General features: G+C 56.7%; 20 protein-coding genes. 15 read left to right on the top strand and 5 right to left on the bottom strand.

Going from position 1 to position 23,958, the window contains the following annotated elements; all coding sequences use genetic code 11:
- Positions 1–102: 102 nt before the first annotated feature.
- Entirely contained in the window at positions 103–564 is a 462-nt protein-coding gene (locus FCS96_RS03475; RefSeq protein ID WP_138438832.1) for a universal stress protein, read from the top strand.
- 49 nt (positions 565–613) lie between these two features.
- Positions 614–2,110, top strand: coding sequence for an MFS transporter (locus FCS96_RS03470; protein WP_138438831.1), 1,497 nt, complete (start codon positions 614–616; stop codon positions 2,108–2,110).
- Positions 2,111–2,215: 105 nt separating this feature from the next.
- Here the strand turns inward: FCS96_RS03470 and FCS96_RS03465 are convergent, their stop codons facing one another.
- Both FCS96_RS03465 and FCS96_RS03460 read right to left on the bottom strand, forming a co-directional pair.
- On the bottom strand, positions 2,216–2,632 hold the full coding sequence (locus tag FCS96_RS03465) for a globin (RefSeq protein ID WP_138438830.1): 417 nt from the start codon (positions 2,630–2,632) through the stop codon (positions 2,216–2,218).
- A gap of 96 nt (positions 2,633–2,728) precedes the next feature.
- Positions 2,729–4,366, bottom strand: a complete 1,638-nt coding sequence (locus tag FCS96_RS03460) for an MFS transporter (RefSeq protein WP_138438829.1) — start codon at positions 4,364–4,366, stop codon at positions 2,729–2,731.
- A 359-nt stretch (positions 4,367–4,725) separates the two neighbouring features.
- On the opposite strand from FCS96_RS03460, the gene FCS96_RS03455 reads away from it, so the two are divergent.
- The 4 genes from FCS96_RS03455 (at position 4,726) to FCS96_RS03440 (ending at position 8,873) form a co-directional block, all read left to right on the top strand.
- Positions 4,726–5,289 (top strand): Yip1 family protein, encoded by a 564-nt coding sequence (locus FCS96_RS03455; RefSeq protein ID WP_138438828.1) that lies wholly within the window; start codon positions 4,726–4,728, stop codon positions 5,287–5,289.
- 150 nt (positions 5,290–5,439) lie between these two features.
- Entirely contained in the window at positions 5,440–6,849 is a 1,410-nt protein-coding gene (gene hemN, locus FCS96_RS03450) for an oxygen-independent coproporphyrinogen III oxidase (protein ID WP_138438827.1), read from the top strand.
- A 121-nt stretch (positions 6,850–6,970) separates the two neighbouring features.
- Positions 6,971–7,966 (top strand): ubiquinone anaerobic biosynthesis protein UbiU, encoded by a 996-nt coding sequence (gene ubiU, locus FCS96_RS03445; RefSeq protein ID WP_138438826.1) that lies wholly within the window; start codon positions 6,971–6,973, stop codon positions 7,964–7,966.
- A gap of 13 nt (positions 7,967–7,979) precedes the next feature.
- Positions 7,980–8,873 (top strand): U32 family peptidase, encoded by an 894-nt coding sequence (locus FCS96_RS03440; RefSeq protein WP_138438825.1) that lies wholly within the window; start codon positions 7,980–7,982, stop codon positions 8,871–8,873.
- Between the two features lie 55 nt (positions 8,874–8,928).
- Here FCS96_RS03440 and ubiT read toward each other — a convergent pair whose 3' ends face one another.
- From ubiT to FCS96_RS03425, 3 genes are all read right to left on the bottom strand, one after another.
- Positions 8,929–9,423, bottom strand: coding sequence for a ubiquinone anaerobic biosynthesis accessory factor UbiT (gene ubiT / locus FCS96_RS03435; protein WP_138438824.1), 495 nt, complete (start codon positions 9,421–9,423; stop codon positions 8,929–8,931).
- A gap of 68 nt (positions 9,424–9,491) precedes the next feature.
- Positions 9,492–10,151, bottom strand: a complete 660-nt coding sequence (gene narL, locus FCS96_RS03430; protein WP_138438823.1) for a two-component system response regulator NarL — start codon at positions 10,149–10,151, stop codon at positions 9,492–9,494.
- A 66-nt stretch (positions 10,152–10,217) separates the two neighbouring features.
- Positions 10,218–12,077 (bottom strand): histidine kinase, encoded by a 1,860-nt coding sequence (locus FCS96_RS03425; protein WP_138438822.1) that lies wholly within the window; start codon positions 12,075–12,077, stop codon positions 10,218–10,220.
- Positions 12,078–12,242: 165 nt separating this feature from the next.
- Between FCS96_RS03425 and FCS96_RS03420 the strand changes: the two genes are divergently transcribed.
- The 9 genes from FCS96_RS03420 to FCS96_RS03380 all read left to right on the top strand — a co-directional run bounded on the left by FCS96_RS03420 (position 12,243) and on the right by FCS96_RS03380 (position 23,956).
- Positions 12,243–13,529 carry an MFS transporter gene (locus tag FCS96_RS03420; RefSeq protein ID WP_138438821.1) on the top strand — a complete coding sequence of 429 codons (1,287 nt, stop codon included), beginning with the start codon at positions 12,243–12,245 and terminating at the stop codon, positions 13,527–13,529.
- 121 nt (positions 13,530–13,650) lie between these two features.
- Entirely contained in the window at positions 13,651–17,394 is a 3,744-nt protein-coding gene (locus tag FCS96_RS03415; RefSeq protein ID WP_138438820.1) for a nitrate reductase subunit alpha, read from the top strand.
- Positions 17,391–18,968 (top strand): nitrate reductase subunit beta, encoded by a 1,578-nt coding sequence (gene narH / locus FCS96_RS03410; protein ID WP_138438819.1) that lies wholly within the window; start codon positions 17,391–17,393, stop codon positions 18,966–18,968. Before FCS96_RS03415 ends, narH begins: the two co-directional genes overlap by 4 nt.
- A 10-nt stretch (positions 18,969–18,978) precedes the next feature.
- Complete coding sequence (gene narJ, locus FCS96_RS03405; RefSeq protein ID WP_138438818.1) at positions 18,979–19,719, top strand: nitrate reductase molybdenum cofactor assembly chaperone; 741 nt, start codon at positions 18,979–18,981, stop codon at positions 19,717–19,719.
- A 20-nt stretch (positions 19,720–19,739) separates the two neighbouring features.
- Entirely contained in the window at positions 19,740–20,417 is a 678-nt protein-coding gene (narI, locus tag FCS96_RS03400) for a respiratory nitrate reductase subunit gamma (protein WP_138438817.1), read from the top strand.
- A 65-nt stretch (positions 20,418–20,482) separates the two neighbouring features.
- Complete coding sequence (locus tag FCS96_RS03395) at positions 20,483–21,289, top strand: peptidylprolyl isomerase (RefSeq protein ID WP_138438816.1); 807 nt, start codon at positions 20,483–20,485, stop codon at positions 21,287–21,289.
- 120 nt (positions 21,290–21,409) lie between these two features.
- Positions 21,410–21,973: a molybdenum cofactor biosynthesis protein B gene (gene moaB, locus FCS96_RS03390; RefSeq protein WP_138438815.1), complete on the top strand. Its 564-nt coding sequence runs from the start codon at positions 21,410–21,412 to the stop codon at positions 21,971–21,973.
- Positions 21,973–23,241 carry a molybdopterin molybdotransferase MoeA gene (locus FCS96_RS03385; protein WP_138438814.1) on the top strand — a complete coding sequence of 423 codons (1,269 nt, stop codon included), beginning with the start codon at positions 21,973–21,975 and terminating at the stop codon, positions 23,239–23,241. Before moaB ends, FCS96_RS03385 begins: the two co-directional genes overlap by 1 nt.
- Positions 23,207–23,956: a Crp/Fnr family transcriptional regulator gene (locus FCS96_RS03380; protein WP_138438813.1), complete on the top strand. Its 750-nt coding sequence runs from the start codon at positions 23,207–23,209 to the stop codon at positions 23,954–23,956. The genes FCS96_RS03385 and FCS96_RS03380 overlap by 35 nt, the downstream gene beginning before the upstream one ends.
- The last annotated feature ends 2 nt before the right edge of the window (positions 23,957–23,958 follow it).

Genomic DNA, 23,958 nt, shown 5'->3' with positions numbered 1-23,958 from the left:
GCGGGGTAGGCGTGTCCGATCTTGATCTTCATCAATTATTGCCAGCAGAGGAGTGTGGGCTAATGCCGACGGATATCAATCGTCTTCGGGAGAAACCTGACAATGAAAATCATGATTGCCTACGACGGCTCACGCAACGCAAAGATGGCATTGGTTCAGACCATCACCATGTTTCGCGAACTGAGGCCCCAGATCACGCTCGTGGCTGTGGCTGAGAACCCCCGCGACATTACCTCCGGGAACGAGGCAATGTTCAACGAAGAAGTGGAAAGCCTCAAGAGCCATCTGTTGGAGGCCAGCGAAGTCTGCCAGAAAGAGGACATTGCCGAGCAAACCCTTCTACTGGAAGGGGATGCGCGCAAGATGCTGCTGTACGCCGCGGAGAAAAAAGTCCACCCCGACATGCTTGTTATCGCCCGCCACAGCCACCAACCGGACGGAGGCTTCATTGCACGCTCGTTGACGCATTTCGTTGATGAGCTGGATTACATGACCTTTGGCAGCGTGAGTTCGTTCCTGGCTCGTCGCATCCAGTGCCCGCTTTTGATCCTGCCCAGCCGCTAGAGCTAGCAAGACTGACCATTTCTTTAGTTGATAGCCCAGGGAGGCTGACATGAAAGTCGCAGACGTTTTCCGCGTCAAGAATCCGGAGATCAGGGCACTGCATCTGACCTGGATCGCATTCTTCATTACCTTTTACGTGTGGTTCAACATGGCGCCGCTGGCCTCCAGCATGCTGAAAAGCGTCGACTGGCTAACCGCCGATGACCTCCGCCTTTTTGCCATCTGCAACGTGGCACTGACGATCCCTGCACGGATCATTGTCGGCATGGCCCTAGACCGTTTTGGTCCGCGCCGCGTGTTTTCCGTGCTGATGGTTCTGATGGCAGTTCCCGCTCTGTTCTTTGCGTTCGGCAATACCATGACCCAGCTTCTTGTCAGCCGGCTGGTACTCAGCTCCATAGGCGCCAGCTTTGTGGTGGGCATTCACATGACGGCCATGTGGTTCAAACCCAGGGATATCGGATTTGCCGAAGGCTTCTATGCAGGCTGGGGCAACTTCGGCTCCGCCGCAGCGGCAATCACCCTTCCAACCATCGCCCTGCATATGTACGGCGGCGACGACGGCTGGCGCTGGGCCATAGCCCAGAGCGCCTTCGTTATGGCGGCCTACGGTGTGTACTATTGGTTTGCCATGACCGACGGCCCTGCAGGTACGGTGCATCGGAAACCCCGTAAAGCCGTCGCCATGGAGGTCAGCAGTTGGGGCGACATGATCAAGCTTATTCTGTGGACCATCCCATTGGTCGGCGTGCTGGGTATCCTGGTCTGGCGCATCCAGAATATGGGCTACCTGAGTGCTACCGGCGCCATCATCTGTTATGCGGTCATCTTTGCGATTGTCAGCTATCAGATCATCCAGATTCTCAGGGTGAATGTGCCGATTCTTAAAAAAGGCGTGCCAGAGGATGACAAATATCCGTTCAACAGTGTCGCCGCGCTCAACAGTACCTACTTTGCCAACTTTGGCGCTGAGCTTGCGGTGGTTTCCATGCTGCCCATGTTCTTTGAACAGACCTGGAGCCTGAGCGCCACAGCCGCCGGTCTGATTGCGGCATCCTTTGCGTTTGTGAATCTGATCGCGCGCCCGATGGGCGGGCTGGTCTCCGATCGCATGGGTAACCGGCGCTTTGTGATGCTGAGTTACATGTTTGGTATTTCGGTAGGCTTTGGCCTGATGGGCCTGATGAATTCCAGCTGGCCGCTGATCATTGCCGTCTGCATCACCGTCTTCACGTCTTTCTTTGTGCAAGGCGCAGAGGGCGCCACCTTCGGCATTATTCCATCCATCAAGCGCCGCCTGACTGGACAGATTTCCGGTATGGCAGGGGCTTACGGCAACGTGGGCGCGGTGGTGTACCTCACCATTTTCACCTTCGTAACGCCCACTCAGTTCTTTTACATCATCGCCTGTGGCGCCTTCATCAGCTGGTTGCTATGCATCATGTGGCTGAAGGAACCGGAATCCGGATTTGCGGACGAATACCAGGTGTCATCCGTTGACCTGCAGATCGAGAAGGAGCAGCGCCAGGCCGCGGCTACCCGATAGCCGTACGCAAATGGCCGCATCACCCGATGCGGCCATTGTCCACTTTGCTCTGTTCAAACCAGCAGTGTTCTGATCAATCCCCCCCCCCCTCTTCAATCCTATGCACTAAAAGTGGTCGTACCCGAATTTCATATAAGTGATGCCAGAGCTGAGGATCAGCCGCCAGGCCAACTCCACGTCGTCACTGAATAAGGGGTCGTACTCTCTCACCGTGTCGATCAGGCACTCAAGCCACAAGTCGTACAGATAGGGGTCGATATTGAGCTGACGCGCACTGTGCATCTCGGCTGTCTTACGCAGAACATCATCAACCGTCCCGCTGGCGTAAAACGAGACCAGGCTGAAAAACGATTTCTTGAGCATTCGTCTTTGGACGGCCATATCCGTGTTGCGAAACAGCACCCGGACTTGGGGCGAGGACATCAGGAAGTTGCGATAGAAGGCTTCGAAAAAGCTCACACGTTTGCCGCTAGGCACCTGCACCCGTCTGAAGCTTGCATCAAAAATGTCGTCGAAAGACATAAGGAACTCCCATTTGTCGGAGAGTTTTCCTGATCAGCCTTAAAAGAATAGCACCGACCTCAAAGCTGAGACCGGTGCTGCTTATTTACCTTGGAGTTATGGGTTTTTGATGTAGGCGTTCTTGCGCAGGTAGAACCACCAGTTAACCAGCAGGCAAAGCGCATAGAACACGGCGAACCCGTACATGGCGACCTCTGGTGTGCCTGCCTGAATCTCCTGCCCCATTACGCGTGGAGCGATGAACGCACCATAGGCGGCAACTGCTGACGTCCACCCCAGAACAGGGCCTTTTTGCTGCTGGTTGAAAATGAAACCTATGCTGCGGAACGTAGAGCCATTACCGATACCGCTGGCCGCAAACATGACAATGAACAGAATCAGGAACGCCGCAAAGTAGGCATTTGGATCGGTAGAGTTGTAGGCCAACATCATCACATAACCTGTTGCCACGGAGGCGCCCACCATCACTATCGAGATGATCTGGGTAACAATGGAGCCCCCTACCTTATCGGAAATCCAGCCACCGACCGGGCGTATCAAAGCGCCAACAAAGGGCCCCATCCACGCCCAAGTCAGAGCACTCGGCGCATCAGGGTTAACGACCCGAGTCACGGTGCCATCCGCCGCCACCTCCATCATATTCCCGAAAATGACAGAGATAGACAGAGGCAGCGCCGCTGAAAACCCAATAAACGATCCGAAGGTCAGGATGTACAACACGGTCATGGACCAGGTGTGCTTATTGCTGAAAATGGCGAACTGAGCCTGGATATTGGGTTTGATGTCGCCAGGAATCAGGCGCAGCAGCACCAGCGTCAGCACGATGGTCAGGGGCAGAGCCAGCCACATGCTCAGCAAACCCAGCGCCCACACACCCGCGATAGAAGCCAAAATGCCAACGCCGTACAGCCCCAGGATTTTTCCGAAAGCCGACAGGGGGTGGCCAGGATTCGGTGTGACCACTTTCAGGTTGTTCATACCGAACCAGCCTGCAAAGGCCAGAGGAATCAGAAAAACCAGCCAGATAAATCCGGCATTCTGAATCCATGTGTCGGTGCCCGCCTCAATACGGCCAATCAGTGTGCCACTGGGGCTTTGCAGTTGCATCGGGTCACCGGCAAGTGCTCCGAAAATGCCCACCGTCATCACTAAAGGAATCAACACCTGCATGGTTGTGACGCCAAAATTGCCAAGGCCCGCGTTCATCCCCAGGCCATATCCCTGTTTGCTTTTAGGGTAGAAGGTGCTGATGTTGCTCATGGAGCAGGCGAAGTTTCCGCCACCGATACCAGACAGCAGCGCCAGCGCTTGAAACACAATGAAGGGCGTGCCTGGATTCATCAGTGCAATACCGGTGCCGGCTGCCGGGATCATCAGCAACGCCGTGGTCAGAAATACGGTGTTTCGGCCGCCCGCAATCTTGATCATGAAAGACGCAGGAATCCGCAAGGTCGCACCCGATAAGCCCGCGATGGCAGACAGGGTGAAAAGCTGTTCAATGCTGAATGGAAAGCCCAGGTTTTTCATCTGAGTGGTGATCATTCCCCACATCAGCCACACGGCAAACCCCATCAACAAGCTGGGAATGGAAATCCACAGGTTCCGGGAGGCGATTCGTTTTCCTTTTTGTTCCCAGAATTCGGCATTTTCGACATCCCAGTGATCGATGTCCGCGTTGGTTTTGTCCGGGGCCTCGGCTCCCCAGTCTTCGATATCAGCATTGGTCTTGGTCATAGTTGTGACTCCCTGGTTTACACGCCGCCGGCGCCGCTCTGAGAGCGACAACCGGGCTTCTTGTGGTCATTGTGCAAATCAGATGAGCCCGCATTCTTGACATATCTCAAGATCTTATCTGGGGCCGTAAGGGCTAATTATCCGAGCATTTTTCCGCCACAAAAAACGCTCAAAAAATACAACAATTTCATCATGTTGCACTGGATGTATCTCAGTATAGGTAGATAGTTTTAAGGCCAGCGCAGAGGAGGTAGCCATTCGTTTCCAGCCTCGATTTGCTTCAGATCAAGACCAATAGTTGACCTGCGACTTTGACGACGCTATCTGTTAAACGAGGGGATTATTCGGGAGGATGCATCATGACGGTATCTCATTTTTTGCGTTTACCATTGCCTGGAAACGATGGCTGGCTGGAGCTGAAACGGAAGAATTTCTCCATTCCGTTCCTGGCGTGGGTGGTGGTTTTACCGCTGTCGCTTCTACCTCCCGTGCTTCTGTATTTTGCGGGAGTCCATTATGGCGATGACTTCATGCCCGGTTTCGCTGACAAGGAATGGCGATTTATCACCACTATCCTGTTTCTGGCAGAGTTGCTGACGTTCTTCATCATGGGGTGGCTGATCCACTCCGTGCTGAACAGTGACAAAATGGAGATCAGTTATCACGACGCCTACTTGCTTGCCGCCATTGCCCCGATCCCTCTCTGGCTTTCTTCTCTTGCGTTGTTGGTGCCGGTGCTTGCGATAAGCGTGGTAAGCGTCCTCGTGGGCCTGTGCTTTTCGAGTTTACTGATCTACCAGGGCATCAAGTCTCTGTGCCATCGATCAGATGACGATGTCGTTGCAATGTCTGCTACGTACACGGTGATGGCCGCCTCCCTGTTGGCCTGGGGTATTCTTATGGCAGTCGTGTGGGCCTATTGAGCGGGGGGCAGAACTCGGGGCATTTTTAGCATTCTTGCCTGCGCATCCCCCGAAAGAGGTAGTGAAACTACGCCAAGAGCGGAACAGTCGGCCGTTTCGGGGCTTGGTAAACTTGCGGTTGAATCTCTGCCCCACACGTTGGTTTCTTTTATGACCTCTATTGCGCCACAGGCTCCCTCGCTGCCCGGATTTATCTGGGACGACGCGCTGATTCAGCGCTACGATCTCAGCGGCCCACGCTATACCTCGTACCCGACTGCCGTCGAGTTTGACCAGAACTATCCGATACAGCACATGGCCGAGGCAGCGGCTCGCAGCAAGGCCAGCGGCCGGTCTCTGTCTCTCTATACCCATCTCCCATTCTGCGCGCATCTCTGCTACTACTGCGCCTGCAACAAAGTCATCACCAAAAAACGTGATAAGGCTCTGCCGTATGTAAACCGACTGTTGAACGAAGCCGCCCTACAGTCAGAACTGTTCGGAGCTGATCGGCCGGTTACTCAACTGCATTGGGGGGGAGGAACACCCACTTTTCTGCCTGCAGACGTGATGAAAATGCTGATGCAGGGGTATAACGAGCTGTTTAACCTGCAAAGCGATAGCGAACGGGATTACAGCGTAGAAATTGATCCCAGGGAAGTGGACCTGGACACACTGCCAACCCTTCGGGAGCTGGGCTTTAACCGAATCAGCCTGGGTGTGCAGGATGTGAATACAAAGGTGCAAAAGGCGGTTAATCGTATCCAGCCCCGGGCATTAACCGAGGCCGTGCTGGACGAAGCCCGCCGGCTCGACTTCCGATCCATCAACCTGGATCTGATCTATGGCCTGCCGCACCAAACCCCCGAAAGCTTTGCGGAAACACTTGAAGCGGTGATCGAGATGTCGCCGGACAGGCTCTCGGTATTCAGCTACGCACACCTCCCGGATCGGTTCTACCCGCAAACCCGGATTCTGGCGCATACCCTGCCCACACCGCAGCAGAAACTGACCATCCTGCATAATACGATCAACCGGCTACTGGAGGCAGGTTACGAATACATCGGCATGGATCACTTCGCCAAACCGGATGACAGCCTGGCGGTGGCCCAGCGCGAGGGTCGCCTGCACCGCAACTTCCAGGGTTATACCACTCACTCGGAGTGCGATCTGGTGTCATTGGGTGTCTCCGCCATCGGGCAGACTGACGATGCCTACTTCCAGAACAATCATGATCTGCCTTCGTGGGAATCGGCGATTGATTCCGGCCGGCTCGCCATCACCAAGGGTGTGAACCTGACTCGTGATGACCGCATTCGGCGCTGGGTGATCGGGCAACTGATCTGTCAGTTCCGGCTTGACCGCCAGCAATTCGCTGACGTCTGGAAAGAGGACCTGGACCGCTATTTCTCCGATGAGCTTAACCGTCTGAAGCCCATGGTGCAGGACGAACTGATTTCCGACGACAGCCGGTTGCTGCAGGTGCAGCCAGCCGGACGGCTGCTGATTCGGGCGATCTGCCAGATCTTTGATCTGTATCGTAAAGAGGGTGCCAGCCAGCGTTTCTCGCGGATTATCTAACACCATTGAGATTTAGGTAGTTCGCTGCCGGTGGCCGCTGGTGGCTGGCTGATAAAGGTCAAGGTACTTTTGCCCGGTGTTCGCTATGGTCGGCTTACACCCATTTCAGCCGGAGAAGATCATGGAACTTGTTTGCCCGGCCGGCAGTCTTCCCGCCCTCAAGACGGCAGTTGATAATGGTGCCAACGCGATTTACTTTGGTTTTCGCGATAGCACCAATGCCCGCCAGTTCGCCGGCCTGAATTTCAACGACAAGCGTGCGGCCGAGGGCATAGAGTATGCCCATGCAAGGGGCGCCCGGGTGTTTACGGCGATCAATACCTACCCCCAGCCGGAAGGCTGGTCCCAGTGGAAAAGTGCCGTAGACCGGGCCGCCAGCCTCGGCGTCGACGCGATCATTCTCGCGGATATGGGCCTGCTGGACTACGCGGCCAACAAGTACCCGGAAATTCCTCGCCACCTGTCGGTCCAAGGGTCGGCCACCAGCTACGAAGCACTCTCGTTCTACAAGGATAATTTCGATATCCGCCGCGCCGTTCTGCCTCGGGTGCTCTCATTGGATCAGGTTCGCGGGGTGGCAAAGCGTAGCCCTGTAGAGCTGGAGGTTTTTGCGTTTGGAAGCCTGTGCATTATGGCGGAAGGACGGTGCTATCTTTCCTCTTATCTCACGGATGAGTCCCCCAATACCCGTGGTGCCTGCTCGCCGGCTAAGGCCGTGCGCTGGCAGGAGACTGCGCAAGGGCTTGAATCCCGCCTCAATGGCGTGCTGATCGACCGGTACGGCCAGGGAGAAGCCGCCGGTTACCCCACCCTGTGCAAAGGTCGGTTCGAGGTGGAGGGCGATGTCTACCACGCCATTGAGGAGCCTGTCAGTCTGAACACCCTGGACCTGCTTCCGGCACTCCGGGATCTGGGTATTCGCGCGGTGAAAATCGAGGGGCGTCAGCGCAGCCCGGCTTACATCGCGGAAGTTGCCCGTACCTGGCGCCACGCCCTGGACAACCTTGAAGCCAGCAACCAGGCCTTCGCTGTTGAACCCCAGTGGCAGACTACCCTGGCGGGGCTTTCGGAGGGTGGCCTCACAACGCTGGGCGCCTACCACCGCAAATGGAAATAAAGGCTTACCATTCATGATGAAGCTATCTCTGGGGCCTATCCTCTGGTTCTGGTCCAAGCAGACCGTTTTCGATTTCTATGCCCGCGCCGCTGAGTGGCCGGTGGATACCATTTATCTTGGCGAAGCCGTGTGTTCCCGACGGCGTGAACTGAAGCCTGGCGATTGGTTTGATCTGGCCCGTGATCTTAAAGCCTGCGGTAAGGATGTGGTGCTCTCCACCCAGACTCTGATTGAGTCCGAGGCCGATTTGCGTCGCCTTCGCCGAATCTGTGATCAGCACGAGTTTGCAGTGGAAGCCAATGACCAGAGCGCATTGCAGGTGGCGATTCAGAACGCCATCCCCTTTATTACCGGCCCGTCGATGAACGTGTATAACGTGGCCACACTCAAAGTGCTTGCCAGACAGGGCCTGAAAGCCTGGAACCTGCCCGTGGAGCTGGGCAAGGAAGCTCTGGGTCAGCTCCTGGAAGGCCTGAGAGAGGAATCCATTGATGCGCCAGCAGAGGTCTTTGCCTGGGGGTTCTTGCCGCTGGCCTGGTCATCCCGCTGTTTCACCGCGCGTCACTACAACCTTCCAAAGGACAATTGCGAGTTCCGCTGTCTCGAGCATCCTGATGGGATGGCGCTGCGCTCGCGCGAATCCCAGGAGCTGTTCCGGATCAACGGCATATCCACCTTGTCAGGTTCGCGCTATGACTTGATGAGAGAGCTGCCTGAAATGCAGCGAATGGGCGTGTCCACGATCCGACTTAGCCCAGAACTCCAGGGTATGGATGAGGTGGTCAAGCGCTTTGATCAGGTGCGTTGCGGTGAAGTGCCATCAACCGATCCACTGCAACTGGTTGAGGCTCCGCCCTGCAACGGATACTGGTACGGAAAACCGGGAATGGATCTGGTCGGCCTATGAAGACAACCTAACCATTTTCGGAATCATCGTTCCATGGTTGAGATCCTGGTTCATCCTACTGGCTGAGCAACAACCGATGGAGGGTGAAATCCCATTCCAGGCTATCAAGCAGGTTCTTCAGGCCCAGCCCTAGCTCTGTGTCGCCCTCGATCACCAGGCGGCGTTGAAAAAAAAGCTGGTCCGGGTCCTGGCGGCGCTCTGCCAGCGTTTTGAATGCACCCAGCGAGCCCCGAATTGTTGCTTCTCCTTTGCCATCCAGGATGCGTAGACGACCAGCCCAGAAACCAATGGTAATGCCAGGCTGCCCCCCCGTGACTTCCAGGCGGATGCGGCGCCCCTCAAAATCATCGAACTCGCCCTCCTCGATGGCCGTTGCAAACAGTCGATTGAGGGGCGCTTCAACGGACAGTTGTTTGAAAGAAATAGGAGTGCGTCGATCTATGGCCTCAAGCATTGGCAAAGGCGAAGGCAGGTATTCCCTGATAACCGCAAGGGACTGGTCGACAAGCGGGTGAGTCAGCAACGCAATAGAGGGAAGAGAAAGGGCCATAGCATACTCCGGGCGGTCAGAAACCTGCCCAGAGTAACCGAAATCACGTTGCAGTCATTTGATATAACTCAGCCCTTGTGCAGCCCTTCCTCTACCGCCCACACGGCCACTTCCACACGGGACCGCAGGTTCAGTTTTTTCAGCAGATGCTTAACGTGGACTTTCACCGTGCCATCGCTGATATCCAGCTTACGACCGATCATCTTGTTTGAGAGGCCCTCGGCGATGAGACGCAGAATGTCCTTTTCGCGGGGTGTCAGGCTGTCAAAATCCGGGCGCGACGCCTGCTGGGACTTATTGGAGCGTAGCGCCTCCGCCAACAGTGTGGTTAACCGCTCACTGATCACCATCTTGCCGACCGCGGCCTGACGCAACTGGCGAATCATATCCTCCGGCTCCATGTCCTTGAGAAGGTAGCCGTCAGCACCTGCCCGCAAGGCAGCAACAACGTCGTCTTCGTAATCCGACACGGTGAACATGATGATCCGTGAGCTAATGTTCTGTTGTCGAAGCGATTCGAGCGCCTCAATACCGTTCATCTCCGGCATGTTGAGGTCCATCAGGATCAGATCAGGTTCAATGTCCTGCGCCAGACGAATGCCATCGGCCGCGTTGCTGGCTTCGCCCGCCACCTCCATATCATCTTCCATTTCGATTAACTGCTTGATGCCCTGACGCAATAGTGGGTGATCATCAATCAGCAGAATGCTTGCGGGTGTTTCAGACATGATGACTCTGCCTTCCTTATTCTGCGTTTCGGCGCGCTCGATGGCGGCCCGTTAGTGATGTCCGGCTCAAACGCCTGTGGTTTCTGTGGAGATAAGATTGCGGCTTTTGGGCACGAAAGACAACGACACCTCAACACCGCCCTCCTCACGATTCCGTACCTTGATCTGTCCACCCAACGTTCTCGCACGGTCCTGCATGATAATGAGGCCATAATGGCTGACAGGCTGGCCCTTTTCTGGCAAGCCTTTGCCATTATCCCGCACAAGAGCTCTCACTCTCGGTGATTCAAAGACAACATCCACAGCAACCTCACTCGCATCAGCATGTTTGACCGCGTTGGCCAATCCTTCGCGGACAATCTGGAGCGTATGGATTTCCTCATTCGGCGACAGCATATTGGGAGGCAGGTTGTAAGTCAGCGACACCGGCTTACCCAACCGTTCTGAAAACTCTCTGACCGTGTGCCCGAGCGCTGTGAAGAGATCCGGGGTATCCAACTTCAGACGGAAGGTTGTCAGGAGTTCACGGAGTTGCCTGTAGGCGCTATTCAGCCCAGTACTGAGCTCGTCCAGAATCGCGCCATGAGTCACCTGTTTCTCCCCATCAATGTTGAGCCTGCGCAATCGAGCCACCTGCATTTTCAGGTAGGAAAGCGACTGAGCCAACGAATCGTGCAGCTCACGTGCGATGACCATTCGCTCCTCAGCCAGAGTCAATTGCTGCTCTTCATTATTCTGCTGTTCAAGAAAAATCGCCGTTGCCAACTGATCGCTCAGCGTCTCCAGCAGGCGACGCGAGGTTTCGGATAGCGCTTTTTCAGCGGGGTACCAGACCTCAAGCGTGCCTAGCAGCTGGCCCGGGGTGCGTATTGGCAGTAGCAAGCGTCGGCCATCGTTACCTTCAGTCGGAAGCTCGTCGTACTGCTCCGGCTGCACCAGGCACGCGTTGCAATGATGATCCCGGCAGTAGAACGGACGTTCCCGGGTCGCCGTGGTCACTGCTCTCACGGGTTCAGGAGACGTTTTGTCGTGCAGGAAAATCTGGATCGGGCCAATGCCAAGCAGTTGTTCCAGTTGCTGGAGCATAGGCACCGCGCCGTCGCAAAGGTCATGATTGGTGAATAGGCTCCTGCTGGAAAGATGAAGAAGCTGCAACGCCGCATGGCTTTTTTCCAGCTCTTCCGTCTTGCTTAGGACACGTTCTTCCAGGTCACCGTAGGAGTGCGCCAGCTCACGGGCCATGCTATCAAACGCGTCGCCAAGTTGAGCGAGTTCATCGCCTCCCTTCAAGTTAGCTCGACGCGAAAAATCCTGTTGCTGGATGGCTCCGGCGATCTCAACCAGCTTTCGAAGCGGACGCAGTACCCGCCTCTGCAGGTCGAAAAACAAAGCAACGACGATCACTATCGTAAAGGCAAGACTGAACAACTGGATCAGGTGCAAGAGATCAATCCGCGCTTCAGTCCTTTCCTCCAGCATGGCAACAAACCGGTCCACTTCCCGGACATAGTCGTTGATAGCGAGGATCAGGTCACTGCTCAGCGGCTCCCCCGGTTCATGGTTCTCCATGGAGGGCCTTACGCTACCATTCCATAGGCTCAGGATGGCCTGGTGCTGATCCGACAATGGGTGGTCCTGAGTGTCGGGAATCGCCTGAGTGATACCGTCGCTGGCCAGGCGTTCGGTGTAAGAGGCAACCAGTTCATCAAGCGCAACAGCATCACGCTCGCTGTCTGACGCACTCGCCGCTTGTGATAACAACTGAAAGGCGCCCATTCGAAGGGCCCCAGACTGATTAATCGCGGTGGCATTCCCCTCAATGCTTTTCGACACTGAAAACGTGGCCGCCATACTCACCAGCGCGGTTAGCACGATAGCGCCAACTACAACGGTTAGCCGATTTACGAGCGAGGTTCTGGATTTCATCAATAGGAATCTTATCAGTTGCGGACTTTCGTCCATCGCCTTTGAGGTCAAGCTATCCCCAGTAGGTTAAGCACTTACCACCAAAGGTAGTCTCCCATCATAGTCTTTGACCATTTCCACGGCAAAAGATGACACTGGAGCGCAGGTTCCAAGGGAAGAATCACCATGGTGAGTGACTCAGCACAAGGAGAAGACCAGCTAACCTCTCTGGTAATTGTTCTCCCGCTGGTATTGGTCGGTTTTGTCATTGCATCCGGCTGCTGGACGTTGTTTGCCGTTGCCGGCGCGCACGTGCGCGCAGAGTTATCGCTGAGCAGCCTGGAATTCGGTCTCTTGCTGGCGATGCCCATGGCCGTGAGTGCGCTGCTTGCGATTCCGGCCGGCCTGGCGGCACAACGTATTGGCGCTCGAACCGTCATGCTTGCCTGTCTGGCCGGTTTAGCGGTGTTCATGAGCGTCCTGTCGGTGGCGACGAGTTACCCAGAATACCTTCTTGCCGCCGGAGGGTTCGGCCTTGCCGGAGGATTCTACTGCGCCGGGCTTCAATTTGTAACCAGCCATTGCCGACCCGAAAGGCTCGGCCTCGTACTGGGCGTTCTCGGAAGCGGTGTTACCGGAACCGGGCTCAACTACTACCTGATCCCCCTTATTCATGAAGCTTATGCCTGGAAAGGCGTGGCTCTGGCTTACCTCGTGGTGCTGCTTCTGGTTCTTTTCCTGATGCTTATGCTGACATCCGCACAAGATACTGAACCGGAATCGAAAAAATCGACCCGTGCGGGCACCCTCATTCGCCAAGCGTGGCTGAACCATCGCTGGCAACTTTGCGCATTCTTTGGCGTGGTTGCAGGCAGTTTCTTCGCCCTTGCACTCTGGCTGCCAGATTACTTGATCTCCCAGTTCCACCTGACGGTTCAAGGAGGTGCTCAGCTGGCCCAATGGTTTGTTATTCCCGGCGCGCTGGCACAAATTCTCGGCGGCGTCCTATCCGATCGCTTCGGCAGTACCCGGGTAACGAGCCGGGCATTGGCCATTGGTTTACTGCCACTGTTTGTTCTGTCTTACCCACCCATGACCCTCTTTATCCGTGGCATAGATGCCACGCTCCAACTGGAATTTGCCCTGCCCTTGCTCCTGGTCGTTTTTTTCGTAGTAACCCTGGGCCTTACCCTCGGATGCGCCATGGGAAGCCTGCAACGCCTGGTTATTCTGGACAACCCTCAAGCGGCTGCGTTTTTTGCCGGTTTATTGCTGGTCAGTGCCTGCACGATCGCCTTTCTGCTACCCGTGCTTTTTAGTGCTGTGAACGACGGACTACAGATCCCCAGCGCCGCATTCATGATCCTCTTCGTGCTGCTTGCAGCCTGTTTGTGGCTATTCGTCAAAGCGCGGCGCCAACACGAGCGCACAACACTTCTCCACCAAGGCGTAAGCCCCACCTACCACCAGTGAGGTAGAGCCGGGTTATGTGGTAGTAACCACGCAGATTTCGAGGTTTTTCTCACACACAATGGTCTCAAATCGGAGCCGCGTCAGAACAGCGAGCCGGTAAACGGGCAGATGGAGAGAGACCATGAGTCACCTGATCGACAAACTGAATTATTTCCGGAAGAAGCGCGAACCCTTTGCGAACGGCCACGGCGAAACCCACGACGTTAACCGCGACTGGGAAAACAGCTACCGCCAGCGCTGGCAGCACGACAAGGTCGTACGTTCCACCCACGGCGTTAACTGCACTGGCTCCTGCAGCTGGAAGATCTACGTCAAGAATGGCCTGGTTACCTGGGAAACCCAACAGACCGACTACCCGCGCACCCGCCCGGATCTGCCCAATCATGAGCCTCGTGGCTGCCCCCGTGGCGCCAGTTATTCCTGGTATATGTACAGCGCCAACCGCCTGAAATACCCGCTGATGCGCAAGCACCTGATGAAACTCTGGCGCGCGGCCCGTCTTCAGTTCAATGACCCGGTCGAGGCCTGGGCGTCCATCGTGGAGGATCCCAAAAAAACCGCGGAATACAAGCCACGCCGCGGCATGGGTGGTTTCGTGCGTTCAAGCTGGGACGAAGTGAACGAGCTGATTGGCGCTTCCAACGTTTACACCGCCAAACAGCATGGCCCAGACCGGATCATCGGTTTTTCACCCATTCCGGCCATGTCGATGGTTTCCTATGCGGCTGGCAGCCGCTACCTGTCGCTGATCGGCGGCGTCTGCATGAGTTTCTACGATTGGTACTGCGACTTGCCACCGGCCTCACCACAAACCTGGGGTGAGCAGACCGACGTGCCCGAATCTGCCGACTGGTACAACTCCGGTTACATCATCGCCTGGGGCTCCAACGTGCCACAGACCCGGACACCGGACGCCCACTTCTTCACCGAGGTGCGCTACAAGGGTACCAAGACCGTCGCCATCACGCCGGACTACGCCGAAGTCTCCAAGCTGTCCGATGAATGGATGAACCCGAAGCAGGGCACCGATGCGGCACTGGGCATGGCCATGGGCCACGTGATCCTGAAAGAGTTCCACGTCGACAAGCCCAGCGAATACTTCACCGACTATGTGCGTCGGTACACCGACATGCCGTATCTGGTCATGTTGGAACAGAAGGACGACGGCCGTTTCGTGCCGGGGCGCTTCCTGCGTGCCAGCGATCTGGTTGACGGCCTGGGTGAAGAAAACAACCCCGAATGGAAAACCATTGCCATTGATGAAGCCTCAGGCGAACTGACCGCACCGAATGGCTCCATCGGTTACCGCTGGGGTGAGAAGGGTAAGTGGAACCTGAAGCAGACCGCAAAGAGCGCCGAGGTGAATCTGCAGCTGTCCATGGTTGAAAAGCACGACGACATCGTGGATGTGGCCTTCCCTTACTTCGGCGGTATCGAGCATGATCATTTCAAGAGCGTGGAAATCTCCGACACCCTGACCCATAAGCTTGGCAGCCGCAAAGTCCAGCTAGCTGACGGCAGCGAAGGCCGCGTGGTCACCGTCTATGATCTGATGATCGCCAACTACGGCATCAGTCGTGGTCTGGGCGACGATGATGGTGCTACCTCCTACGACGAAGTGAAGCCGTACACCCCAGCCTGGCAGGAAAAGATCACCGGCGTCCCGGCCGAGAAAGTCATCCGTATCGCCCGTGAGTTCGCCGACAATGCCGACAAGACCAAGGGTCGTTCCATGGTCATCGTTGGTGCCGGCATGAACCACTGGTACCACATGGACATGAACTACCGTGGCCTGATCAACATGCTCATCCTGTGCGGTTGTATCGGCCAGAGCGGAGGTGGTTGGGCCCACTACGTTGGCCAGGAAAAACTGCGCCCGCAAACCGGCTGGCAGCCGTTGGCCTTTGGTCTGGACTGGCAGCGTCCGCCACGGCACATGAACTCCACTTCGTTCTTCTACGCCCACTCCGGCCAGTGGCGTTACGAGAAGCTGGGCGTGGACGAAATCCTGTCGCCGCTGGCTGACAAATCCAAGTTCGGTGGCAGCCTGATTGATTACAACGTGCGTGCCGAGCGCATGGGCTGGCTACCATCCGCCCCGCAGCTGAACCGCAACCCCCTGGGTATTGCCGCCGAAGCCGAGAAAGCCGGCATGGACGTGGCGGACTACGTTGCGCAATCCATGAAAGACGGTTCCCTGGCCTTTGCCAGTGAAGACCCGGAAGCGCCCCAGAACCGCCCGCGCAACCTGTTTATCTGGCGCTCGAACCTGCTCGGTTCCTCCGGCAAGGGCCACGAGTACATGCTGAAGTATCTGCTAGGTACCAAGAGCGGTTTGCAGGGCAAAGACCTGGGACACGAAGGCGGTGCCAAACCCGAGGAGGTGAAATGGCATGACGAGGCGCCGGAAGGCAAGCTGGACCTGTTGGTGACTCTGGACTTCCGCATGTCCACCACCTGCCTGTATTCCGACATTGTTCTGCCGACGGCGACTTGGTACGAGAAAAACGACCTTAACACCTCGGACATGCATCCTTTCATTCACCCGTTGACCGCGGCCACCGATCCGGCCTGGGAAGCGCGCAGTGACTGGGAGATCTACAAAGGCATCGCCAAGTCCTTCTCGAAAGCTGCCGAAGGGCATCTGGGTGTCGAAAAGGACGTAGTCACTCTGCCACTGCTGCACGACGCTCCCGCCGAGCTGGGCCAGCCGTTCGACGTCAAGGACTGGAAAAAAGGTGAGTGCGACCTGATTCCGGGTAAGACCGCCCCCAACTTCATCACCGTTGAGCGCGACTACCCCAACACCTACGCCCGCTTTACATCACTGGGCCCTTTGCTCGACAAGCTGGGTAATGGCGGCAAGGGCATCAGTTGGAACAGCGAAAAGGAAGTGAATTTCCTCAAGGAGCTGAACTACACCCATATCGAAGGTGCCAATGCCGGCCGTCCGAAGATTGAAAGCGCCATCGATGCCGCTGAGGTGATTCTGACTCTGGCTCCAGAAACCAACGGCCAGGTAGCAGTCAAAGCCTGGGCGGCGCTGTCCGAGATGACCGGACTGGACCACACCCATCTGGCAAAGAACAAAGAAGAGGAAAAAATCCGCTTCCGCGACGTCGTGGCACAGCCGCGCAAGATCATTTCCAGCCCGACCTGGTCTGGCCTGGAAGATGAGCATGTGTCCTACAACGCCGGTTATACCAACGTCCACGAGCTAATCCCCTGGCGCACGCTGACCGGTCGCCAGCAGTTCTATCAGGATCATCAGTGGATGCGCGCCTTCGGTGAAAGCCTGTTGGTCTACCGCCCGCCGATCAATACCAAGGCTGTTGGCAGCATGCTGAACCAGCGCAGCAACGGTAACCCAGAGAAGGCGCTGAACTGGATAACGCCACACCAGAAATGGGGTATCCACAGCACATACAGCGACAACCTGCTGATGCTGACCCTGTCCCGTGGCGGGCCCATTGTCTGGTTGAGTGAGGACGATGCAAAAGAGCTGAGTATTGAAGACAACGACTGGATCGAACTGTTCAACGCCAATGGCGCCATCGCGGCCCGGGCGGTGGTCAGCCAGCGAGTGATGCCCGGCATGGTGATGATGTACCACGCCCAAGAGCGAATCGTGAACATTCCGGGTTCCGAGATTACCGGCACCCGTGGCGGCATTCACAACTCTGTCACCCGGGTGTGCCCGAAACCGACCCACATGATCGGTGGCTACGCCCAGTACTCTTACGGATTCAATTACTACGGAACCGTGGGTTCAAACCGAGACGAGTTTGTCGTGGTGCGCAAGATGCACAACGTTGACTGGCTCGACGGCGAAGGCAATGACACTGTTCAGGAGGCTGTAAAATGAAAATCCGTTCCCAAGTCGGCATGGTACTGAACCTGGACAAGTGCATCGGTTGCCATACCTGTTCCGTCACCTGCAAAAACGTATGGACCAGCCGTGAAGGCATGGAGTACGCCTGGTTTAACAACGTCGAAACCAAGCCGGGTATCGGCTATCCGAAAGAGTGGGAAAACCAGGACAAATGGAAGGGCGGCTGGATGCGCGACAGCTCCGGCAAAATACGTCCGAAAATCGGAGGTCGTTTCCGGGTATTGGCAAACATTTTTGCCAATCCGGACCTGCCCGAAATCGACGATTACTACGAGCCGTTCGACTTCGATTACCAGCATTTGCACACCGCCGGCGACAGCAAACATCAACCAGTCGCCCGGCCGCGTTCGCTGATTTCCGGCCAGCGGATGCAAAAGATCGAATGGGGTCCGAACTGGGAAGAAATTCTGGGCACCGAGTTTGCCAAGCGCCGCAAGGACAAGAACTTCGACCAGGTTCAGGCCGACATCTACGGCCAGTTCGAAAACACCTTCATGATGTACCTGCCACGCCTGTGCGAGCACTGTCTAAATCCCGCGTGTGTGGCCAGCTGCCCAAGCGGCGCCATCTACAAGCGGGAAGAAGACGGCATCGTGCTGATAGATCAGGACAAGTGCCGCGGCTGGCGCATGTGCGTATCAGGCTGCCCGTACAAGAAAATCTACTTCAACTGGAAAACCGGCAAATCCGAGAAGTGCATCTTCTGCTACCCGAGGATCGAAGCCGGACTGCCCACCGTCTGCTCCGAAACCTGCGTTGGCCGCATCCGCTACCTGGGCGTGCTGCTTTACGACGCAGACCGCATTGAGGAAGTGGCCAGCGCTCCGGGTGAGAATGAGCTCTACGAAAAGCAGCTGGAAATTTTTCTCGACCCGTTCGACCCGAAAATCATTGAGCAGGCGAAGAAAGACGGCATCCCGACGAACGTGATTGAAGCCGCCCAGCAGAGCCCGGTCTACAAGATGGCGGTCGACTGGAAACTGGCCCTGCCGCTGCATCCGGAATACCGCACTCTGCCGATGGTCTGGTACGTGCCGCCGCTGAGCCCGATCCAGTCCGCAGCGGAAGCCGGTAAGGTTGAGTTCGACGGCGTACTGCCGAAGATCGAAAGCCTGCGGATTCCGGTGAAATACCTGGCCAACCTGCTAACCGCCGGAGACGAAAAGCCGATTGTTCGAGCCCTCAAGCGGATCATGGCCATGCGCCTCTACAAGCGCGCAGAAACCGTGGAAGGCAAGGAGGACCTGCGAGCACTGGAAGAAGCCGGTCTGTCCAAAGCCCAGGCGGACGAAATGTACCGCTACCTGGCCATCGCGAATTACGAGGACCGTTTCGTGATTCCCACCAGCCACCGTGAACTGGCGAAGGAATCCTTCCCGGATGCCACTGCCTATGGCGAGCGCGGCGGATGCGGCTTCAGCTTTGGCGATGGCTGCAACGGCGGCGACAGCGACTTCAGCCTCTTCGGCGGCAAGAAACAAACCACCAGCATGGTGAGCAAACTGGCCACCGTGAAGCAGGTGGACCCGAAGCAACTGCAGGAATGAGGAGGTCAGCATGCAACTTCTGAAAGTAATGGCTCGGGTTCTGGAATACCCAACCGAAGAACTTCAGGCCTCCAAAGACGCTCTGAATGCCGCCGTCCTCGAAGACAGCCGGCTGCCACGACAGAAAAAGGAGCAGGTCCTGCGCTGTCTGGACCTGCTCTGTGAAGGCGACCTCCTGGATTTACAGGAAAGTTATGTGGGCACCTTCGATAAGGGTCGAGCCACTTCCCTGCTGCTGTTCGAGCATGTGCACGGCGAATCACGGGACCGCGGTCAGGCCATGGTGGATCTGATGGAAGAATACCGCCGGAACGGATTGGAGATCGACGCCCGCGAGCTTCCGGATTATCTGCCGCTGTTCCTGGAATACCTCTCAACCCGGCCCTGGGACGAGATCCGAAACTGGCTGGAAGACATTCACCACATCCTCGGACTGCTGGCCGAACGACTGTATCAGCGCGACAGCCTCTACCACGTGGTCATGGATTCGCTGCTGGTGCTTTCGGGACGCCAGTCAGACCGTCAGGCACTGGCAAAACTGGTTGCCTCTGAGGAGCGCGACGACACGCCCGACGCACTCGACAAGGTCTGGGAAGAGGAAATGGTGAAATTCGTGGATGACCAGGGCAGTTCCTGCAATACCGGTGGTGTTGTCGGCCAGCGCCGCCGTGAGCTGGAACAGACCCAGACCATTCACCTGAGCGATCAACTGATGACGGACGCGACCCCACGTCCGTCAGGGAACGCCTGAGGGCGTTGGAGGACATGACAATGGCTTATCTCAATACGCTTTTATTCGGGGTTTATCCCTACATCGCACTGGCCATCCTGGTACTTGGCACATGGGCCCGCTATGACCATGGCCAATTCACCTGGAAGGCTCACTCCAGCCAGATGCTTCGCAAGAAAAACATGGTGATGGCCAGCGTGCTATTCCACGTCGGCGTGCTGGTGATCTTCTTTGGTCACCTGGTGGGTCTGCTGACCCCGCACTGGGCCTATGAATGGCTAATCACTCCAGGCCAGAAACAGGTGATGGCGATTGTGGTGGGTGGTATTGCCGGTGCGATGGCACTGATTGGTGGCATCATGCTGGCCTGGAGACGCCTGACCGACCCACGAGTAAAAGCCAGCAGCACCGTTGCGGACAATCTGGTGATCCTGATTCTGGTGGCTCAACTGGGGCTGGGCATGGCCACCATACTGCCAACCCTGGGCCACCTGGATGGCAGCACCATGTTGAAATTCTCCGCCTGGGCACAGGGTATCTTCACACTGCAAGGCGGAGTTGCCGACTATATCGCCGACGTACACTGGATCTACAAGACTCATATCTTCCTGGGCCTGACGATCTTTGCACTCTTCCCGTTTACCCGCCTGGTGCACATGCTGAGCGTGCCGGTGGAGTACTTCGGACGCAAATACCAGGTGGTGCGCAAGCGCGCCTGACCTCTGAGATCGGGCTGTATTGCACTCAGCCCGACCAGCAGCCTGATTGATACGGAGGTAACACCATGCAACTGATCCCGACCGGTGACGCAGAGAAACCGAGAAATCAGTTTCCCCCGGTTTACGTCGGCAACACCCTGATTTCAGAAGAGGACATTGCCCGCGAACTTCAGCACCACCCGGCCGAGGAAGTAGCGGAGGCCTGGCACGAAGCCGCCAAGAGTCTGGTGCTGCGGGAACTGCTCATGCAGCAGGCGGACCATCTGCAACTGCCCAGATCCATGGGCGAGGAGGAACGGATTGCAAAGGTTCTGGAACTGGAGCTCGATGTGCCAGCCCCCACCGAAGACGATTGCAAACGTTTCTTCGACGGCAACCGGGAGCGTTTCAGCAGCCCCACGCTGATGGCGGTGAGCCACATTCTTTTGGCCGCAGCGCCCGACGACCTGGACGAGCGTATGCGTCAGGAGGATGTTGGCAAACAGCTGATTGGCTTCCTGCTGACCGGACGCACGGCTTTCAATGATCTGGCCAGAGACTATTCCGCCTGCGAATCACGACATCAGAATGGCAGCCTCGGCCAGATCTCCCGAGGCCAGACGGTTGAGGAGTTCGAGCGTCCGGTTCTGAGCTTAAAAGAGGGCTTCCATCCGGAGCTGATTGAAAGCCGCTACGGCTACCACATCGTGCGGGTTGACCAGCGTATCGAGGGTGAGCAATTGCCCTACGAGCATGTAAAACCCCAAATCCGGCAGCTACTGAGTGAAAGTGTCACTCGGAGGGCTGTTCGTCAGTATCTGCAGGTACTGGCCATCAACTACGGCGTCGAAGGCGTCGATCTGGACTTGCCCGAGTCCCCATTGATGCAATAGCGACCGGCCCGAACTACCCCTTTACAACCACCGTTCTACCCCCTCTGGGGGAGCGATCAGCGCTCCCCCAGCCCGTAAAATCTGTATCAGTAACAATCTGTTTTACGGAAGGATTCAAACATGTCACACGCCTCTGCGAACGCGCACTTTCAGCCTTTGGACATTGCAGTGTTGACCGTGTCGGATACCCGCACCCTGGACAATGACCAGTCGGGGGACACCTTGCAACAACGACTGGTTGATGCCGGGCACCAGCTACGCGAGCGGGCGCTGGTGAAAGACGATATCTACGCAATTCGAGCGGTGGTGTCGCAGTGGATCGCCAGTGACCAGGTACCCGTCATCCTGGTGACCGGCGGCACCGGTTTTTCCAGCCGTGACAGCACGCCCGAAGCCCTGACACCATTGTTCGATAAAACCGTTGAAGGCTACGGCGAGCTCTTTCGCCATCTATCGCTGGCCAGCATTGGCACTTCGACCATTCAGTCCCGGGCGGTAGCCGGGCTGGCTAATCGCACCCTGATCTGCGCTATGCCCGGTGCACCCAGAGCCTGTGCGCTGGCCTGGGATGAAATTATTGCCCCCCAACTCGACGTTCGTCACCGCCCCTGCAATTTCGTGGATCAACTGAGCCAAAAGCCACGCACACCCTGTGCGTCACGGTCGTTGTCTGGAGTTGCCTGATGACCGAATGTCTGTGCGATCGAGTTCAAGAGCAACAACAGCACCAAGGCGTTCAGACCAAAGCCTTGGTACCGGTTGCTGCCGCCAAGGCCACCCTTACCGCTATGGCGCAGTGTCGGGTTGCAACGGAACAAGTCACACTGGAAAACGCCCGAGGGCGCATCCTCGCTGAGACACTGCGTGCGATTATCACTGTACCACCTCACGACAACAGCGCCATGGACGGCTATGGCCTGTGTCTGGCAGAGCTCGCCCGTGACCAACAAATCACTGTGAGCCAACGGGTACCAGCCGGCCAATCGCCCACGCCACTACAGCCCGGAACCGCCATCCGTATTTTTACCGGCGCGCCCATTCCAGAGGGCGTCGACACCGTAGTGCCCCAGGAACAGGTTAATGTGCTCGACCCTGCGCGCATTGAGATTCAGGCCTCGCCCGTCAAAGGTCAGAACATTCGTCGCGCCGGCGAAGATATGCAGGCCGGCAGGGCCTTATTGGCGGCAGGCACACGCCTGGAAGCCGCGGAAATCGGTTTACTGGCCAGCCAGGGCATTGCCGACATCCCCGTATTCAAACCATTGCGGGTAGCAATTGTGACCACCGGCGATGAACTTGTTATGCCCGGCCAGCGATTAGAGCCGGGCCAGATCTACAACAGCAACAGCTACACGCTGCGGGCCGCCCTGCAATGCCTTGGGTGCGACGTCACCGACGTACACACCATCGCTGATAACGCCAGCGCCACCCGGGATGCGCTGAAGAACGCCGCTCGCGACCACGATCTGGTCATCACCACCGGCGGCGTCTCTGTCGGCGACGAAGACCACATCCGGCCTGCCGTCGAACAACTTGGCCAGCTTGAGTTTTGGGGCGTTGCAATGAAACCCGGTAAACCGTTTGCTTTCGGTCAGATTGGCGAAACTCCATTCCTGGGATTGCCCGGTAACCCCATGGCTACGTTGGTGACCTTCGAAATACTAGCCATTGATTTCATTCGGGTACTGATGGGCACACGGCCATTGCCGGGCCGTACCCTGTCCCTGCCCGCCGGCTTCAGCCGCAGTAAGACAACACATCGCGAGGAATACGTGCGCGTTCGATTGGACGACACCACAGGGAGGCTGCGCGCCGTCCTGGCTGGCTCTCAAAGCTCCGGCGTATTGTCAGTGGCCAGCGCATCAGACGGCTACCTGATAATTCCACCACAGACACCCGTCACTGAGGGAACGCACTATGACTTTGTCGACCGCGATCACTTTTACCGCTGACAACGCCCTGCAAGCGTCGCCCCTGGTCATTGATGATGCTCGGGTAGCTCTCGACGCACTTCGCGAGCACGCGCTTTTCGATCAACTCACGAATGATGACTTTGACAGCCTGGCGGCCCGTGCTCGCCTGGTCCACCTGAATCGCCATGAGCTCGTCTATCGCCAGGACTCCGATGCCCGGCATTTCTATTTCATGGTGTCTGGCAAGCTGCGACTTTACCGGCTTGATTGCTCCGGCCTTGAGCGCACACTCGACAGCATTGGTGCCGGCGACTGCTTTGCCGAACTGATGGTCTACGCCAATCCGCCCCGATACGCCTGTTACGCCGAAGCCCTGACATCCAGCCAAATACTGATGATTCCGATCAAGGCGTTCCAGGACATGCTTGAGAGCAATCCGGTATATGCGCAGGCCGCCCTTCGTCATTACGCCAAACGGGCTGTTTCTCGGTTCCACGATCTGGAGATCATGACTGTTCAGAACGCCCGTGACCGGCTTGTCCGCTACCTGATCGACTTGCTGCCCAATGGCACAGAAAAGGGCACCGAAATTGAACTGCCCTTACCCAAGTGTCTTGTTGCCTCCAGACTGGCAATGCAACCAGAAACCTTCTCCCGGATTCTGGCCGATCTGAAATCCAGCGGTCTGGTAAGGGTTAAACGAAGTCGACTGGTCATATCAGATCCCCAGCGGCTGATTCAAATGAGCCAGTAGCC

The sequence above is a fragment of the Marinobacter alexandrii genome (assembly GCF_005871205.1).
Classification (GTDB): domain Bacteria; phylum Pseudomonadota; class Gammaproteobacteria; order Pseudomonadales; family Oleiphilaceae; genus Marinobacter; species Marinobacter alexandrii.
The sequence above is the reverse complement of the archived record's forward strand: the minus strand, read 5'-3'. Positions and strand labels throughout refer to the sequence as shown.

Excerpts from the sequence above, each read along its gene's own strand:
- FCS96_RS03475 (WP_138438832.1), top strand. The coding sequence starts at position 103 with ATGAAAATCATGATTGCCTACGACGGCTCACGCAACGCAAAGATGGCA.
- FCS96_RS03470 (WP_138438831.1), top strand. The coding sequence starts at position 614 with ATGAAAGTCGCAGACGTTTTCCGCGTCAAGAATCCGGAGATCAGGGCA.
- FCS96_RS03465 (WP_138438830.1), bottom strand. The coding sequence starts at position 2,632 with ATGTCTTTCGACGACATTTTTGATGCAAGCTTCAGACGGGTGCAGGTG.
- FCS96_RS03460 (WP_138438829.1), bottom strand. The coding sequence starts at position 4,366 with ATGACCAAGACCAATGCTGATATCGAAGACTGGGGAGCCGAGGCCCCG.
- FCS96_RS03455 (WP_138438828.1), top strand. The coding sequence starts at position 4,726 with ATGACGGTATCTCATTTTTTGCGTTTACCATTGCCTGGAAACGATGGC.
- hemN (WP_138438827.1), top strand. The coding sequence starts at position 5,440 with ATGACCTCTATTGCGCCACAGGCTCCCTCGCTGCCCGGATTTATCTGG.
- ubiU (WP_138438826.1), top strand. The coding sequence starts at position 6,971 with ATGGAACTTGTTTGCCCGGCCGGCAGTCTTCCCGCCCTCAAGACGGCA.
- FCS96_RS03440 (WP_138438825.1), top strand. The coding sequence starts at position 7,980 with ATGATGAAGCTATCTCTGGGGCCTATCCTCTGGTTCTGGTCCAAGCAG.
- ubiT (WP_138438824.1), bottom strand. The coding sequence starts at position 9,423 with ATGGCCCTTTCTCTTCCCTCTATTGCGTTGCTGACTCACCCGCTTGTC.
- narL (WP_138438823.1), bottom strand. The coding sequence starts at position 10,151 with ATGTCTGAAACACCCGCAAGCATTCTGCTGATTGATGATCACCCACTA.
- FCS96_RS03425 (WP_138438822.1), bottom strand. The coding sequence starts at position 12,077 with ATGAAATCCAGAACCTCGCTCGTAAATCGGCTAACCGTTGTAGTTGGC.
- FCS96_RS03420 (WP_138438821.1), top strand. The coding sequence starts at position 12,243 with ATGGTGAGTGACTCAGCACAAGGAGAAGACCAGCTAACCTCTCTGGTA.
- FCS96_RS03415 (WP_138438820.1), top strand. The coding sequence starts at position 13,651 with ATGAGTCACCTGATCGACAAACTGAATTATTTCCGGAAGAAGCGCGAA.
- narH (WP_138438819.1), top strand. The coding sequence starts at position 17,391 with ATGAAAATCCGTTCCCAAGTCGGCATGGTACTGAACCTGGACAAGTGC.
- narJ (WP_138438818.1), top strand. The coding sequence starts at position 18,979 with ATGCAACTTCTGAAAGTAATGGCTCGGGTTCTGGAATACCCAACCGAA.
- narI (WP_138438817.1), top strand. The coding sequence starts at position 19,740 with ATGGCTTATCTCAATACGCTTTTATTCGGGGTTTATCCCTACATCGCA.
- FCS96_RS03395 (WP_138438816.1), top strand. The coding sequence starts at position 20,483 with ATGCAACTGATCCCGACCGGTGACGCAGAGAAACCGAGAAATCAGTTT.
- moaB (WP_138438815.1), top strand. The coding sequence starts at position 21,410 with ATGTCACACGCCTCTGCGAACGCGCACTTTCAGCCTTTGGACATTGCA.
- FCS96_RS03385 (WP_138438814.1), top strand. The coding sequence starts at position 21,973 with ATGACCGAATGTCTGTGCGATCGAGTTCAAGAGCAACAACAGCACCAA.
- FCS96_RS03380 (WP_138438813.1), top strand. The coding sequence starts at position 23,207 with ATGACTTTGTCGACCGCGATCACTTTTACCGCTGACAACGCCCTGCAA.